This is a genomic window from Ensifer sp. Root423, from assembly GCF_001426275.1.
GTDB classification, from domain to species: domain Bacteria; phylum Pseudomonadota; class Alphaproteobacteria; order Rhizobiales; family Rhizobiaceae; genus Ensifer; species Ensifer adhaerens.
The window spans coordinates 245,541-260,498 of the sequence record NZ_LMEG01000012.1; the positions used below are offsets into that span (position 1 = coordinate 245,541).

13 protein-coding genes are annotated in these 14,958 nt (G+C 63.2%); 4 read left to right on the forward strand and 9 right to left on the reverse strand.

Features of this window, described 5'->3' with window-relative positions:
- Positions 1–159 precede the first annotated feature (159 nt).
- Positions 160–579 (forward strand): hypothetical protein, encoded by a 420-nt coding sequence (locus ASD01_RS13815; RefSeq protein ID WP_034797089.1) that lies wholly within the window; start codon positions 160–162, stop codon positions 577–579.
- 81 nt (positions 580–660) lie between these two features.
- The gene (locus tag ASD01_RS13820) at positions 661–1,311 is read left to right on the forward strand and encodes a response regulator (RefSeq protein WP_034797087.1); all 651 of its coding nucleotides are present in this window, start codon (positions 661–663) and stop codon (positions 1,309–1,311) included.
- A gap of 62 nt (positions 1,312–1,373) precedes the next feature.
- On the opposite strand, the gene ASD01_RS13825 is transcribed toward ASD01_RS13820, so the two are convergent.
- Positions 1,374–4,877 (reverse strand): PAS domain-containing hybrid sensor histidine kinase/response regulator, encoded by a 3,504-nt coding sequence (locus ASD01_RS13825; RefSeq protein ID WP_034797084.1) that lies wholly within the window; start codon positions 4,875–4,877, stop codon positions 1,374–1,376.
- Between the two features lie 261 nt (positions 4,878–5,138).
- On the opposite strand from ASD01_RS13825, the gene mscL reads away from it, so the two are divergent.
- Positions 5,139–5,567 carry a large conductance mechanosensitive channel protein MscL gene (gene mscL / locus ASD01_RS13830; protein WP_034797082.1) on the forward strand — a complete coding sequence of 143 codons (429 nt, stop codon included), beginning with the start codon at positions 5,139–5,141 and terminating at the stop codon, positions 5,565–5,567.
- A gap of 205 nt (positions 5,568–5,772) precedes the next feature.
- The gene (locus ASD01_RS13835; protein ID WP_034797080.1) at positions 5,773–6,939 is read left to right on the forward strand and encodes a pyridoxal phosphate-dependent aminotransferase; all 1,167 of its coding nucleotides are present in this window, start codon (positions 5,773–5,775) and stop codon (positions 6,937–6,939) included.
- Positions 6,940–6,971: 32 nt separating this feature from the next.
- Here the strand turns inward: ASD01_RS13835 and ASD01_RS13840 are convergent, their stop codons facing one another.
- The 8 genes from ASD01_RS13840 to ASD01_RS13875 all read right to left on the reverse strand — a co-directional run bounded on the left by ASD01_RS13840 (position 6,972) and on the right by ASD01_RS13875 (position 14,839).
- Positions 6,972–7,280: a chorismate mutase family protein gene (locus tag ASD01_RS13840; RefSeq protein ID WP_034797078.1), complete on the reverse strand. Its 309-nt coding sequence runs from the start codon at positions 7,278–7,280 to the stop codon at positions 6,972–6,974.
- A gap of 451 nt (positions 7,281–7,731) precedes the next feature.
- Positions 7,732–8,736 (reverse strand): cytochrome d ubiquinol oxidase subunit II, encoded by a 1,005-nt coding sequence (gene cydB, locus ASD01_RS13845; protein WP_034797073.1) that lies wholly within the window; start codon positions 8,734–8,736, stop codon positions 7,732–7,734.
- Positions 8,726–10,153, reverse strand: coding sequence for a cytochrome ubiquinol oxidase subunit I (locus ASD01_RS13850; RefSeq protein WP_051659369.1), 1,428 nt, complete (start codon positions 10,151–10,153; stop codon positions 8,726–8,728). Before ASD01_RS13850 ends, cydB begins: the two co-directional genes overlap by 11 nt.
- A 271-nt stretch (positions 10,154–10,424) precedes the next feature.
- The gene (locus ASD01_RS13855) at positions 10,425–11,594 is read right to left on the reverse strand and encodes a M20 aminoacylase family protein (protein WP_034797071.1); all 1,170 of its coding nucleotides are present in this window, start codon (positions 11,592–11,594) and stop codon (positions 10,425–10,427) included.
- A gap of 1 nt (position 11,595) precedes the next feature.
- Positions 11,596–12,420, reverse strand: coding sequence for an ABC transporter permease (locus tag ASD01_RS13860; RefSeq protein WP_034797068.1), 825 nt, complete (start codon positions 12,418–12,420; stop codon positions 11,596–11,598).
- Positions 12,417–13,142, reverse strand: a complete 726-nt coding sequence (locus ASD01_RS13865; RefSeq protein WP_034797065.1) for an ABC transporter permease — start codon at positions 13,140–13,142, stop codon at positions 12,417–12,419. Before ASD01_RS13865 ends, ASD01_RS13860 begins: the two co-directional genes overlap by 4 nt.
- A 104-nt stretch (positions 13,143–13,246) precedes the next feature.
- Positions 13,247–14,029, reverse strand: coding sequence for a transporter substrate-binding domain-containing protein (locus ASD01_RS13870; RefSeq protein WP_034797062.1), 783 nt, complete (start codon positions 14,027–14,029; stop codon positions 13,247–13,249).
- A 36-nt stretch (positions 14,030–14,065) separates the two neighbouring features.
- A complete protein-coding gene (locus ASD01_RS13875; RefSeq protein ID WP_034797059.1) occupies positions 14,066–14,839 on the reverse strand; it encodes an ABC transporter ATP-binding protein in 774 nt (257 codons plus the stop codon).
- Positions 14,840–14,958: the final 119 nt, after the last annotated feature.

A 14,958-nucleotide genomic window follows, 5' to 3' on the forward strand; every position in this document is an offset into this window, starting at 1 on the left:
TGTCCCCGTAATCTTCTGTCGTGGCCTTGCCGTAAATATCGGCGATTGTCCATCGCAGAAGGACGACGATTCGCGCATAATCGGCGGTGAAGACCGATTTCGCTCTTCTCGTTCGCGCACATGTGATGTTCCGACAAGGATCGTAACGGAGAAGATGTCATGAAAAACGCTGCTGCCATACTTCTGTTCGGTACCGGATTGGCTCTGGCCGGCGGCGCCAGCGCGCAGGATCCGTCTCCCGGACGCTACAGCATGCAGAAGTCCGACACCGGTATCGCCCGGCTCGATACCCAGACCGGCGAGGTATCGCTCTGCCAGGAGAAGGACGGCCAGTTGGTGTGCCGCATGGCCGCCGACGAGCGGGCCGCTTTTGAACAGGAGTTGGACCTCCTGACGAAGCGGGTCGATGCCTTGGAAAAGGCGGCCAAAGCCGGTGAAAGTGTCGCAAAACAGGACCTTCCGGCTGAGGAAGAGATTGACCGGGCAATGGGCATCATGGAAAGAATGATGCGTAGGTTCATGGATATCGTGAAGGATCTCGAAGGCAGCGACCCCGCTCAGGAGCCGCAGAAGACCTGAGTTTCCGGATCGGCCATGCGGGATGCGGATCGGCGCGTGGGGGCGTGCAGATTTCAGCCCGGGCTCTTGGGAGGGAGCAGCATGACACCGGACATGACCATCATCATCGCGGACGACCATCCGCTGTTTCGGGGCGCAATGCGCCAGGCACTGAGCGGCGTGGACGGCGCGCCCGCCATCGTCGAAGCCGGCGATTTCGCAGCCGCGCGCAAGGCGGCGGCCGACAACCCTGACGCCGATCTCATGCTGCTCGACCTGACCATGCCCGGCGTCAGCGGGCTTTCCGGCCTGATTGCACTTCGCGCCGAATTTCCGAGCCTGCCGGTCATGGTGGTTTCCGCCCATGACGACCCGGCGACGATCCATCGCGCGCTCGATCTCGGCGCGTCCGGCTTTCTTTCGAAATCGGCCGGCATCGAGGAAATCCGCGAGGGGATCGAGAAGGTGATGGCCGGCGAGGTCTTCGTTCCCGCGGGCTACGATCAGGCCCAGGAATACGAACCCGAGGTCGCCGATCTGCTCCAGCGCCTGCAGACCTTGACGCCGCAACAGTCCCGCGTGCTCAGTATGCTCGGCGAGGGCCTGCTCAACAAGCAGATCGCCTACGAACTCGGCGTCTCCGAGGCGACGATCAAGGCGCATGTCTCGGCGATCCTGCTAAAGCTCAATGTCGACAGCCGCACCCAGGCGGTCATCCAGCTTTCGAAGATCGGCACCGTCGCCGCCGCCTGATGCGGCCGGCCTTGGCTTTGTGATTTCTCTCGTCCCAGGCGGCCCCACAACGTGGGAGCCGTTCATTCCGCAGCCGTTCGTGCCGCCGTCGAAAGTTGCGTCAGCCAGGCGCGCATCGCCGCCGGGCGCACCGGCTTGTTCTGGATCGCGATGCCGTCGCGTTCGGCCGCGGCGCGCACTTCCGGCGAGCGGTCAGCCGTCACGAGCAGCGCCGGCGTCGCTTCGCCGGTCGATGCCCGAATGCGGGCGACCGCCTCGATGCCGGTCCCGTCGTCGAGGTGATAATCGGCGATGACGGCGTGTGGCTTCTCGCCGGGCTCCACGCCGAATTCGGAACAGGCAGAAAGCGATTCCGCCGTACTGACGATACAGCCCCAACCTGACAGCAGCACCCGCATACCCTCGAGGATCCGCGGTTCGTTGTCGATGCAGAGCACCCGCAGGCCGTTCAGCGCCTCGCTTGCCTTGCTCTGCGGCACCGGACGGACAGCGACCCGTTCGCCGGCGCTGGCATCAAGCGGCAGGGTCACCTTGAAGCCCGTGCCCTTGCCGGGAGTCGATTGCAGGCTGACGGGATGGTTGAGCACGCGCGAGATGCGGTCGACGATCGAAAGGCCGAGCCCAAGACCGGACGCCGTGCGGGCGCCTTCGTCGAGCCGGGCGAATTCCTTGAAGACGGTGCGGAACTTCGACTGGGGAATGCCGATGCCGGAATCGAGCACTTCGATCGTCGCCATGGCGCCATGTCTGCGCACCCCGACGAGCACCTTGCCGGCCAGGGTGTATTTGATCGCGTTGGAGACCAGGTTCTGGACGACGCGGCGCAGCAGGTTCGGATCGCTGCGCACGACGAGCGATGTCGGCATGATAATGAGTTCGAGATCCTTGGCCCGCGCCATCGGGGCGAAATCGGTCTCGATCCTTCTGAGCAGCTCGTTGAGCGGAACGGACTGTATCCGCGCCTTCATGGCGCCGGTGTCGAGGCGCGATATGTCGAGCACGGCACCGAGGATGGCCTCGACCGATTCCAGCGAGGAATCGATGTTTTCGACCAGCGTGCTGTTGTCGGACTCGCCGAGCCGCTCGACGAGCGACGAGGAATAGAGGCGGGCGGCGTTCAGCGGCTGCAGGATATCGTGGCCGGCGGCGGCGAAGAACCGGGTCTTGCCGATATTGGCCTCTTCCGCGGCCGCGCGCGCCTCGGCGAGCTCCCGGTTCACCCGGGTCAATTCGCCGGTGCGCTCGGCCACGCGCAGTTCCAGTGTCTCGTTCGCCTGCTTCAGCGCCATGTCGGCGGCGACGCGCTGGGTGATGTCGGTATAGGTGGTGACGATGCCTTTGTCGGGCATGGCGTTGGTGCGCACTTCGATGATGCGCTCGCCGTTGCCCAGTTCGAGCAGGAAGGGTTTGTCGAGCGTCAGGAAGTTGGCGATCAGCCCCTTTTCCTGATCCTTGCGAATATCGCCGCGCTTGGTGAGGATCGAGACGATATCGGCCAGCGGGAAGCCGACCTGGCCGGCTGCCTCCGGCAGGTCGAGAAGCTGGCGGAAGCGCCGGTTCCAGATGATCAGGTTGTTGGCATTGTCGAAGACGGCGATGCCCTGGTCCATCTGCGAGAGCGCAGTCTGCAGCATATCCTGATTGTATTGCAGCGCCTCACTCGCCTGGTCGAGCAGCCAGGCCGTTTCGGACGATGTGTCGTCGCCGCGCTGCAGCGCCAGGGAAAGCACCAGCCGGGCGGAGGACGAGCCGATGGCGCTGCCGAGCAGTTGCTCGGAGAAATGCACCACGGCCATGTCGGCTGGCGCATTGTCGTCCAGCCAGCGGCCGGTCTGGCGCTCGTACGTATGGAACGAGCGCTGCATGCGCTCAGCACCCATGTAACGGGCGATCGTCGCCTTGAGGTCGCGCACCGTGACCTTGGTCTTGCGGCCGCGAAAGGCGCCTTCGGTTCGCGACCGCCGGGTGATGAACACGCCGGCCTGGAAGCGTTCGATCGGCTTCGGTGTGCGGGTCAGCGATCCGAGGATATAGGTGGCGCAGTTGACGAGCAGGCTGAGTGCCGTCGCGTTCACCAGCGGATCGGCGTTGGGGCCGGAGAAGAGGTCGGTGAACGGCAACAGGAAGCTTAAGACCGTCGTCGCCACATGGGAATTGTCGGGTCCGCCGAGGCTCGGCAGGAAGAGCAGATAGGCCCAGACGAGGAAGCCCGAGACCATGCCGGTGATCGCGCCGCGGGCATTGGCCTGTCGCCAGATGAGGCCGCCGAGCAGCGCCGGCGCCATCTGCGAGATGGCGACGAAAGACAGAAGGCCGAGCGAGGCGAGGCCGGCGCTGATATCGGCGGAGCGGTAGTAGCCATAGCCGAGCAACAACACCACGAAGATCGCTGAACGGCGGATGTTGAGCAGCGTTCCCGCGAGGTTTTCCTGCAAGCCGCCGCGCTGGCTGAGGTTGCGGCGCAGGAACACCGGCATGACGATATCGTTGGAGATCATGATCGACAGCGCCACGGATGCGACGATCACCATCGCGGTCGCTGCCGAAAAACCGCCGATGAAGGTGATCAGCGTCAGCACCGGCAGGCCGTTGGCGAGCGGCAAGGTCAGCAGGTAGAGATCCGCGTCGCCGGAACCGGAAAAGGTGAGGATGCCGGCTATCGCGATCGGCAGCACGAAGAGATTGATGCCGATCAGGTAGAGCGGAAAGAGGATGCCGGCGGTGCGAAGCTCGCCTTCGGTGCGGTTTTCGACGACCGTCACGTGGAACTGCCTGGGCAGCATGATGATCGCGAAAGCCGACGTGACGATCAACAGCACCCAACGGGCGATAGGGGTCTCGTAGGAGAGCGCCGACTGCACGGCGGGGCTCTCTGCAGCCAGCGACCACAGGTGAGCCGGTCCGTTGAAGATGACGAAGACGATGTAGAAGCCGGCGGTGACGAGCGCCACCAGCTTGACCAGCGATTCCATCGCGATCGCAAGGATCAGCCCGTCCTGGTGCTCCGTTGCGTCCGTATGGCGCGTGCCGAAGACGATGGCGAAGCAGGCGAGAAACAATGTGACGAGCAGGGGAAGATCGACGTAGCTCTGCCCGGCGCCGATGCCGTAGTCGCTGGTGTTGATCATCGCTGCGACCGAGCTCGAAATCGCCTTCAGCTGCAGCGCGATATAGGGAATGGCGCCGACCAGCGAGATCAGCGCGACGATGGCGGCCACCGCCGGGTTCTTGCCGTAGCGGGCGGCGATGAAGTCGGCGACGGAGGTCAGCTTCTCGGTTTTGGCAAGGCGGATGATCTTGCGGATCAGCGGCATGCCGAGCGTGAACATCAGGATCGGGCCGATATAGATGCCGGTGAACTCGAGTCCGCGTTCGGCAGCAAGGCCGATGCCGCCGAAATAGGTCCAGGACGTGCAATAGATGGCAAGGCTCAGCGCATAGACGAGCGGTCTGCCCTTCAGCGCAGCGCTGTTCCTCCTGGCCCGCCGGTCGCCATAGCTAGCCACTGCAAACAGCAGCAGCAGATAGGCGAAGGCCGAGGCAAAGATGACCGAACCCGAAAGCATGCCTCATTCCTCCAGGGCGGAGCATAGGACAAGTCCGCCGGGTTGAGAATTGCCTGCCGCATGAGTCTTAAGTTCAAGGCTCGACACGAGAAATCGGTGTACAGCACAGGCTGCCTTCCCGTTCCTGCTCCATCCGCTGCCAATTGACCAAAGGCAAAGAAAGGTTTTCTCGCTGCCCGCTTTGGTTTAGTTTCCGTAAACGCTTGCAGCGCGGGACAGCGCCGCCGGCCGTTTTCAAACGGGGATAATACGGAGAGATTTATGCTGAATGAGTTCAAGGAGTTTATTGCCCGCGGGAACGTGATGGATCTCGCGGTCGGTGTCATCATCGGCGCCGCCTTCAACAAGATCGTAACGTCGGTCGTCGAGGATCTGGTGATGCCAATCGTCGGTGCGCTGACCGGCGGCGGTTTCGATTTCTCCAATTATTTCCTGCCGCTCTCGGCGAACGTGACGGCGACGTCTCTCGCCGCCGCCCGTCAACAGGGTGCCGTCTTTGCCTATGGCAACTTCATCACCGTGCTCATCAACTTCCTGATCCTTGCCTGGATCATCTTCCTGATGATCAAGGCGGTGAATCGCATGCGCGCTTCGATGGAGAAGAAGAAGGACGAAGCACCGGCCGCACCCCCGCCGGAAGACATTCTGCTTCTCGGTGAAATCCGCGACCTGCTGAAGCAGCGCGCGTGATTTTCCTCGCGGCCCTGGCTTCGCCGGGGCCGCGAAACATCACAAAAATCGATAAACCGGTCAGATAAAGTCGCGTGATCGCCTTGGCGAAAGCGGCTAGAAGCAACGGGCAAGCTGGAGCGGTCCATGTCGCTCTAGTCCATTGGAATCTTTCACGATGATCTAAAGGCCGCGGCCTTTAACGTCGTGCATCCGGAGCCCGCCGATGACCATCCTCAGCACCATCAGTCCCCGTGCGCTTTCGGCACCTGAAAGCGGCATCGTCGAGGTGGTGAACTATGCACGCGGGCGCGATGGCCTGATCCCGCTGTGGGTCGGAGAAGGCGACCTGCCGACGCCTGCCTTCATCAGCGACGTTGCGCGCGATGCGCTTGCCGGCGGCGAGACCTTCTACACCTGGCAGCGCGGTATCCCGCCGCTGCGCGAGGCACTGTCGCGCTACTATCAAAGGCGCTTTCAGAAGTCGCTTTCGCCCGAGAATTTCTACGTCGTCGGCTCCGGCATGCAGGCGATCAAGCTCTCGATCGAGGCGATCGCCTCGCCCGGCGACGAGATGGTGCTTCTGACGCCGGCGTGGCCGAACTTTGCCGCCGCCGCCGATCTCTCCGGCGTTCGCCCGGTCTCGGTGGAGCTTCGTTTCGAACACGGCAAATGGCAACTCGATCTCGATCGGCTGCAGGCGGTGATCGGTCCGAAGACCAAGGCGCTGTTCATCAACACGCCGTCGAACCCGACCGGCTGGACCGCGACCCGCGAGGAGTTGGCCGCGATCCTGACGCTGGCGCGCAGGCAGGGGCTCTGGATCATCGCCGATGAGATCTACGCGCTCTATTATTATGGCGGCGCCCGCGCGCCGTCCTTCCTCGACGTGATGGAGGAAGGCGACCGCATCCTCTTCGTCAATTCGTTCTCGAAGAACTGGTCGATGACCGGGTGGCGTGTCGGCTGGATCGTGGCTCCACCCGCGATCGGCCAGGTTCTCGAAAACCTGGTGCAGTACTCGACCTCGGGTGTCGCCCAGTTCATGCAGCGCGGTGCCGTCGTGGCGCTCGACGAGGGCGACGCCTTTGTTGATGCCAATGTCGCCAAGGCGGCGGAGAACCGGGACGTCTTCTGCGACGCGTTGATCGCCACCAACCGGGTGGAAACGCTCAAACCCGACGGCGCGCTCTATGCGTTCCTGAAGATCGACGGCGTCACGGATTCGCGCGCGGCAGCGATCGACATCGTCGACAAGACCGGCGTTGGCCTGGCGCCGGGAACGGCGTTCGGCGACGGCGGCTCGCTGTTCATGCGCGCCTGCTTCCTGCGTGATCCGGGCCACGTGAAGGAAGCGGCGGACCGTCTCCAGGGTTACATTCTCGGGCGCTGACGGCCGTAGATTGAAAGAGCGAGGCGGCGACGTTATTCGTCGCCGGTTTCGCCAAGCAGCTTCTGCTCATGAGCGATCGCGTGGCCGATCAGCCGCGCCCAGATGTCTTCGTAAAAATCAGGATCGAGGTTGACGCGCGCAGCGTTCTTGCGGGCATTCTCGCGCACTTCCATCACCCGCGCCGGAATGTCGGCCTTCAGTTTCAGCGGCGCCTTGATCTCGGCCGCGCGGTCAATATAGCCCCAGCGCTCGGCAAACAGCGCCATCAGCGCCTGGTCGAGACGGTCGATCTCGGCACGCACGTCGGCCATGGTTTCGCATTGCGCGGGGGTTTTCTGCATCTGTCTCGTCCAATTGCCTGGATGCGGCCAAGCGCGGGCCCAGGATGTTCGAGCGTCCCTCGGCTCTCAGCAAGCGGGGCGCTTCTGCGGCGCACTGCTAACAAACGGCGAGCTATCTTGGAAGGGGCAACAGGGTCGCAGCCGGCGACCCTTGAGGTGGTCACCTCAGCAGGCGATCGCTTTGCAGGGGAGGAGGGTGCGGTCCTGTCTCCGTCTGCGGCGATCGCCTGCTGACGTGTTAAGGGAAGTTAGCTGGCCAAGCTTGAGCGAGGCTTTTTAGAACGGGATGAGGAAAAGTGTCTGCGGTTTTCCGCCCGCATCCCGCTCCAATGGATCGACTACGTTCCGATCATCAGCTTGATCGCAAGGCCGACGAGGGTGACGGCCGCCACCCCCGCGCACCAGAGGCCAACGAACCAGAGAAGCTTGCGGCCGGTTCCTGTTTCGCTGGTCAATGGTAGCCCTCCTCCGGATCGACCTTGCCGCGGAAGACCCAGTAGGAATAGGCGGTGTAGGCGAGAATGATCGGCACCAGCACCAAAGCGCCGGCAAGCAGGAAGGAGAGGCTTTCCTCAGGCGCGGCCGCGTCCCAGATCGTCAGCGAAGGCGGCACCATATAGGGGTAGAAACTGATGCCGATGCCGGCATAGCCGAGCACGAAGAGGCCCAGTGCGGCGATGAACGGCCGGCTGTCGTGGCGCTTGCGGATACCCGTGATCAGCGCATAAAGGCAGCCGAGAACGAGCGCCGGCACGACGACGCTGAAGATCGCCGTCGGATAGCCGAACCAGCGGTCCAGATACTGCGGCTCCAGGAACGGCGTCCACAGGCTGACGATGCCCATGGCGGCGACGGTGGCGAAGGAGCATTTGAGCGCGAGGTCGCGGGCCCGGTCGGCAAGGTCGCCATGGGTCTTCATCACAAGCCAGGTGGCGCCGAGCAGCGCATAGCCGACGACGACGGCGATGCCGGTCATGATCGAGAACGGCGTCAACCAATCCCACCAGCCGCCGACATAGGCACGGTTCTCGACCGGAATGCCCTGGACGAGCGCGCCGAGCGTGATCCCTTGCGCGAAGGCGGCCAGCATCGAGCCGCCGGAGAAGGCCCAGTTCCAGAGATATTCGGCCCGCCGCGTGCGCCAGCGATATTCGAAGGCGACGCCGCGGAAGATGAGGCCGATCACCATGGCGATGATGGGCGCGTAAAGTGCGGGCAGGATGGTCGCGTAGGCCAGCGGAAACACCGCCATCAGGCCGCCGCCGCCAAGAACCAGCCAGGTCTCGTTGCCGTCCCAGACCGGGGCGACGGAATTCATCATCACGTCACGGTCGTGCTTCTCCGGGAAGAACGGGAAGAGGATGCCGACACCGAGGTCGAAGCCGTCGAGAATGACATAGGCGAGCACCGCAAAGGCGATGATGCCAGCCCAGATGAACGGCAGATCAAACTCCATGATGGCCTCCCTTGGTGTTTGCATGGCTGCTATGGATGGCGGGGCCCGGCATGATGCCGGAACTGCGCAATGGTCCTTCGCCGAGCTCCGGCATCGGATCCCGCGGCAATCGCGCCATCAGCCGGAGGATGTAGAAGGTGCCGGCGCCGAAGACGAAGAAATAGACGATGATGAAGGCGATCAGCGAGGCGGCGACCGCGGGTGCCGCGATCGGCGCCACTGAGTTTGCCGTCAGCAGATGGCCGTAGACGGTATAGGGCTGACGGCCGACTTCGGTCGTGACCCAGCCCGCGAGCACGGCGACGAAGCCGGCGGGCCCCATGGCGATCGCGGCACGGTGCAGCCAGACATTGCTGTCGAGCGTGCCGCGATAGCGACACCAGAGCGACCAGAGCCCGATGCCGAGCATGGCGAAGCCGAGGCCGACCATCACCCGGAATGACCAGAACACGATACCAACAGGCGGGTGAAGTTCTTCCGGGATCGTATCGAGACCGGCAAGCGGCGCGTTCAGATCATGCTTCAGGATGAGGCTCGAAAGCTTCGGGATCTCGATCGCGTAATCGACGCGCTTTTCAGGCGAGTTCGGAATGCCGAAGAGGATGAGCGGCGCGCCGTCCGGATGGCTCTGGTAGTGCCCCTCCATCGCCATCACCTTGGCCGGCTGGTGCTCCAGCGTGTTGAGACCATGCATGTCGCCGGCGAAGATCTGGATCGGCGCGACAATCGCCGCCATCCACATAGCCATCGAAAACATCTTTTGCGCCCGCCGCGGCGCCGTCTTGCGGATGAGGTGCCAGGCGCCGCAGGCGCCGACGACGAAGGCGGTCGTGAGATAGGCCGCCAGCACCATGTGGGTGAGGCGATAGGGGAAGGAGGGGTTGAAGACGATCGCCCACCAGTCGACCGGGACGAACTGGCCCGCCTCGTTCATTGCGAAACCGGCCGGCGTCTGCATCCACGAGTTCGCCGAAAGGATCCAAGTGGCCGAGATCAGCGTGCCGACGGCGACCATGACGGTTGCCAAGAAATGCAGCTTCGGCCCGACGCGGTTGAGGCCGAACAGCATGACACCGAGGAAGCCCGCTTCGAGGAAGAAGGCGGTCAGCACCTCGTAGCCCATCAGCGGCCCGATGATCGGCCCGGCCTTGTCGGAAAAGACGCTCCAGTTGGTGCCGAACTGATAGGACATGACGATGCCGGAAACGACGCCCATGCCGAAGGCGACGGCAAAGATCGTCTTCCAGAAATTGAAGAGTTCGAGATAGACCCCGTCCTTCTTCCACAGCCACAACCCTTCGAGCACCGCGAGGTAACTCGCAAGCCCGATGGAAAAGGCGGGGAAGATGATGTGGAAGGAAACGGTAAAGGCGAACTGGAAGCGAGCGAGCAGGGTCGCATCGAAACTCTCAAACACGGGCGCAATCCTTTCAGACACGCGGATGCGACGCCTCACGGAAGCGTAGGCCGCAATGCTCTGGCTGCTGCATCATTTGTCCGGTGACCGATCGTCGATCAGGGAACCTGTCTTGGCCTCTGGCCGAGGCAAATCCTGGGGTTGCACCGGCTTTTCAGCATGCACTTGAATCTGCGCCAAATTTGCCAAACGTCAATGACAGCGCGTCCGCCACGTTGTCACACTGCGGCAATGTTGCGCTGCGGCATATTGGCGAAAGGTGAGCGGGATATCAGCGGCGCGCGAGATAGGCCTCGGCCAACTCCGTCCAGAAAGCCGCGCCGATCGGCAGCAGGTCGTCGTTGAAGTTGTAGCCGGGGTGATGCAGCGGCCTGTCGTCGTCGCTGACCTTCGAGCCGAGGAAGAAGTAGGTCCCCGGCCGCTCCTTCAGCATATAGGCGAAATCCTCGCTGCCCATGAAGGGGCGGGCGAGATCGACCACCTTGTCGGCGCCGGCGAAGCGGACCGCGAGATCGCGGACGAAGTCCGTCTCGGCCTTGTGGTTGATCGTCGCATCGTAGCTGCGCTGGTAGTCGACGGTCGCGCGCATGCCGAAGCTCGTCGCCTGCGCCTCGGCGATCATGCGGATGCGGCGTTCGAGTTCGTCGCGCACATCGGGCTCGAATGAGCGGATACCGACGACGATCTCGGCGCGTTCGGGAATGATGTTGCTGGCCGAGCCCGCATGGAAGGCGCCGACGGTGACCACAGTCGGATCCATCGGATGGATGTTGCGCGAGACGATCGATTGCAGCGCCATGACGATCGAGGCGCCGCAGACGATGGGATCTGCTGTTTCCTGCGGCTCCGCCCCATGCCCGCCGCGTCCATGCACGGTGATGCGCGCCTCGTCGACGGCGGCCATGATCGGGCCTTCTCTAAGGGCGAACTGGCCGAAAGGCAGACCCGGCTCGTTGTGAAGCGCGAAGACGGCGTCGCAGGGAAACTGATCGAACAGGCCCTCGTCCATCATGATCTTGGCGCCGCCGAAATTCTCCTCGGCCGGCTGGAAGATCAGGTGGATCGTGCCGTCGAAATTGCGCCGCTCGGCAAGCGCGCGGGCAGCACCCAGCAGCATCGTCGTGTGGCCATCGTGGCCGCAGGCATGCATGAGGCCCGAGGTCTTGCTGGCATAGTCCAGCCCGGTTTCTTCCAGGATCGGCAGCGCATCGATGTCGGCGCGGATGCCGATCGAGCGCTTGCCGTTGCCGTTCCTGAGCGTGCCGACGACACCGGTTTTCGCAAGCCCCGTCGTCACCTCATAGCCGAGACTTTCGAGGTGCTTGGCGATGAAGGCGGAAGTACGCGTCTCCTCCAGTCCGAGTTCCGGATGCGCATGCAGGTCGTGGCGAATGGCGACGAGTTCCGGCATGGCGTTGGTGATCGAGGGGGAAAGCTTCATGTCAGGCACCGCGGGTTGGTATGCGATTTTCGAAGGTGCGGAAAGCCACCACCAGAATACCGGTGAGGCACATGTAGATGAGCGCGAGCAAAAGCAGCGGCTCGTAGGTGAGGAAGGTTTCCTGCCGCACCTTGGAGATGACCGCATAGACGTCGACGACAGTCACGGTCGCGACAAGTGGCGTCGATTTCAGCTGCAGCACCGTTTCGCCATTGAGCGTCGGCAGAGCCCGATGGATGGCGCGCGGCAGCCAGATGCGGCGGAACATCGTCCAGCGGCCCATGCCATAGGCCTTCGCCGCCTCAAGCTCGCCGTTCGGAACGCCGGCAAAAGCGCCGCGCATGACTTCGCCCTCATAGGCCGCAAACGAAATGGTCAACGCCGCCACGCCATAGGGCCACGCTTCGCGCAGGTAAGGCCAGAGGAAGGACTGGCGGATCGCCGGAAACTGCGGGAACAGCGAGCCGAGACCGTAATAGAGCAGCCAGAGCTGCAACAGCAGCGGCGTGCCGCGGATCACGGTACAAAACACCTTGGCCGGCAGTTTCAGGAACCAGGGGCCGGTGACCTGCACGAGGCCGATCGGCACCGCCAGCAGGAAGCCGAGGATGGCGGTGCTGAACAGCATCATCAGGCTGACGAGGATGCCCCAGCCAAGCCGTGGCAGGTAGCGCGGCAGCCAGTCCCAGCGCATGAAGACGGCGACGGCGACGACGAAGGCGGCAAAGACCAGCATCATGAGGATGCGGTGCGGCAGGAAGAAGCTCTTCGCCGTCGGCAGGTCTTCGGGCGTAAACGCAACGGCGTGGGTGGTTTCGTCGGTCATCGGCTCTCCGCAAAACCGCGTCGGGCATGGCGTTCGAGCATGCCGATGAAGACGTTGGAGATGAGCGTCAGCGCCAGGTAGAGCGCGCCAGCCGCCAGGAAGAACAGGAGATAGGCCTTGGTCGTGCCGGCCGCCTGGCGGGTGACCAGCGTCAACTCGCTGAAGCCGACGACCGCGAGAAGGGCCGTGTCCTTGGTGGCGATCAGCCAGAGATTGGAGAGGCCGGGAATGGCATAGGGCAACATCGCCGGCAGGGTGATGCGGCGCAGAACCATGGCCGGCGACATGCCATAGGCGCGCGCCGCCTCGATCTGCCCGGCGGGCACCGCCTTGATCGCGCCGCGCAACACTTCGGTCGAATAGGCACCCTGGACGACGCCGATGACGAAGATGCCGGCCATCAGGCCGCTGATGTCGACCGGGCCAACCGAAAACAACGCCAGAACCTGATTGAGCAGGTCGGTGCCGGCATAATAGAGCAAGAGGATCAGCACCAACTCGGGCACTGCACGCACGACCGTGGTGTAGCATTCGAGCAGATCGCGCAGGACTGGGCCGCCATAGAGCTTGCCGAATGCACCGCCGATGCCGAGCGCCAGGCCGAGCGTGAAGCCGCCGACGGCGATCTGGATGGAATTGAAAAAGCCTTGCAGCAATACGCCACCCCAGCCGGGTGCTGAAAGCGAGAGCAGGCCCCAATTGATGAGGGAATCCGCAGCCATGCGTCGTCGAGCTCCGATGGCGCCGGCCGGCGATCGCTGCAGCGCTGCGGTCTTTGTCAGACGCGACAAGCGCTGCGACGGTTCGATCGCCGGCCGATCGCGCCTTATCCGCCGTAGATGTCGAAGTCGAAGTACTTCTTCGAGAACGTATCGTAGGTGCCGTTGTCGCGGATCGCCTTGATGGCGGCGTTGATCTTGTCCTTGAGCTCGGTTTCGCCCTTGCGCAGGCCGACGCCGACACCCGGGCCGATCACGGCGACGTCTTCGGCAACGTCGCCCTTGTATTCACAGCATTCCTTGCCCTGGTCGGTCGCCAGAAACGCCTTGAGCGCGATGGCATCCGCCTGCACCGCATCGAGGCGGCCGGCGGCGAGGTCGTTGTTGGCCTCGTCCTGCGTCTGGTATTCCTTGACCTCGACGCCCGCCGGCGCGAAGTGCTTTGCGGCATAGGCCTGGTGGACCGTCGAGACCTGGACGCCGAGCGTCTTGCCCTTCAGCCCTTCCGGCGAGGAGTTCATCTCGACGCCCTTGGTGCCGATGATGCCGGTCGGGGTGTTGTAGTACTTGTCGGAGAAATCGATGGTCTTCAGGCGCTCGTCGGTGATCGACATCGAACTGATGATCATGTCGATCTTCTTCGACGTCAGTGCCGGAATGATGCCGTCCCAGGCAACCGGCGTCAGCACGCATTCGAGCTTGGCCTCGGCGCACATTGCGTTCATGAACTCGACTTCCCAGCCTTCCCATTTGCCGCTGGCGTCAGGCGCTGTGAACGGCGGATAGGGCTCCGCTGCGACGCCGACCTTCAGCGCTTCCGCCGACGCCGCGACGCCGCCGCTCACGGCGATCGCCGCCGCAACGGCCAGGACTTTCAATGCCTTCTTCATGCTGTTCCCCTTTTTGGTTGTTTAGCATTCAGGAATTCAGTGAATGGAACTGATGAACTTCTTGAGCCTTTCCGATTTCGGTGCGCCGAAGATGGCCTCAGGCGGGCCCTGTTCTTCGATCACGCCGTTGTGGAGGAAGACGATGTGGTTGGCGACGTCGCGCGCAAACTTCATCTCGTGGGTGACGAGGATCATCGTGCGCTTTTCGCGCGCGAGGTCCCCGATGACAGTGAGAACTTCGCCGACGAGTTCGGGATCGAGTGCCGAGGTCGGCTCGTCGAAGAGCATGACGAGCGGCTGGATGGCAAGCGCCCGGGCGATCGCGGCGCGTTGCTGCTGGCCGCCGGAAAGGAAGGCCGGGTAGGCGTCGCGTTTCTCGTAGAGGCCGACGCGTTTCAGCAGGGTTTCGGCGGTGGCGACCGCTTCCGCCTTCGGCTTGCCGAGCACATGGATCGGCGCTTCGATGACGTTTTCAAGGATGGTCATGTGCTGCCAGAGATTGAAGCTCTGGAACACCATGCCGAGCTGGCTGCGGATGCGCTGGACCTGTTTGCGGTCCTCCGGCACCAGGCCGCCGCGACCGTCGGATTTCATCCGGATCTTTTCGCCATGCACGCTGACGCTACCGGCGGAGGGGAGTTCGAGGAGGTTGATGCAGCGAAGGAAAGTGGATTTGCCGGAACCGCTGCCGCCGATGATGGCGATCACGTCGCCCTGCTTCGCTGTGAGCGAAACTCCCTTCAGCACTTCCAATGGCCCGAAACGCTTGTGCAGGTCAGTGACCGCGATTGCCTGGGCCGCATCCGTCATCGGCGCGCCGCTCCCATGGCTCTGCGAGCTTTTTCTGTCAGCATCGAAACAGTTCCCCTGTCGTCTTCCGTGCGGCATCTTTGGCCTGTCACGGGTTTTTGTTGGCCGGCATGGTTGCA

Excerpts from the sequence above, each read along its gene's own strand:
- ASD01_RS13855 (WP_034797071.1), bottom strand. The coding sequence starts at position 11,594 with ATGAAGCTTTCCCCCTCGATCACCAACGCCATGCCGGAACTCGTCGCC.
- ASD01_RS13875 (WP_034797059.1), bottom strand. The coding sequence starts at position 14,839 with ATGACGGATGCGGCCCAGGCAATCGCGGTCACTGACCTGCACAAGCGT.
- ASD01_RS13865 (WP_034797065.1), bottom strand. The coding sequence starts at position 13,142 with ATGGCTGCGGATTCCCTCATCAATTGGGGCCTGCTCTCGCTTTCAGCA.
- ASD01_RS13820 (WP_034797087.1), top strand. The coding sequence starts at position 661 with ATGACACCGGACATGACCATCATCATCGCGGACGACCATCCGCTGTTT.
- ASD01_RS13870 (WP_034797062.1), bottom strand. The coding sequence starts at position 14,029 with ATGAAGAAGGCATTGAAAGTCCTGGCCGTTGCGGCGGCGATCGCCGTG.
- ASD01_RS13860 (WP_034797068.1), bottom strand. The coding sequence starts at position 12,420 with ATGACCGACGAAACCACCCACGCCGTTGCGTTTACGCCCGAAGACCTG.
- cydB (WP_034797073.1), bottom strand. The coding sequence starts at position 8,736 with ATGGAGTTTGATCTGCCGTTCATCTGGGCTGGCATCATCGCCTTTGCG.
- ASD01_RS13835 (WP_034797080.1), top strand. The coding sequence starts at position 5,773 with ATGACCATCCTCAGCACCATCAGTCCCCGTGCGCTTTCGGCACCTGAA.
- ASD01_RS13815 (WP_034797089.1), top strand. The coding sequence starts at position 160 with ATGAAAAACGCTGCTGCCATACTTCTGTTCGGTACCGGATTGGCTCTG.
- ASD01_RS13825 (WP_034797084.1), bottom strand. The coding sequence starts at position 4,877 with ATGCTTTCGGGTTCGGTCATCTTTGCCTCGGCCTTCGCCTATCTGCTG.
- mscL (WP_034797082.1), top strand. The coding sequence starts at position 5,139 with ATGCTGAATGAGTTCAAGGAGTTTATTGCCCGCGGGAACGTGATGGAT.
- ASD01_RS13840 (WP_034797078.1), bottom strand. The coding sequence starts at position 7,280 with ATGCAGAAAACCCCCGCGCAATGCGAAACCATGGCCGACGTGCGTGCC.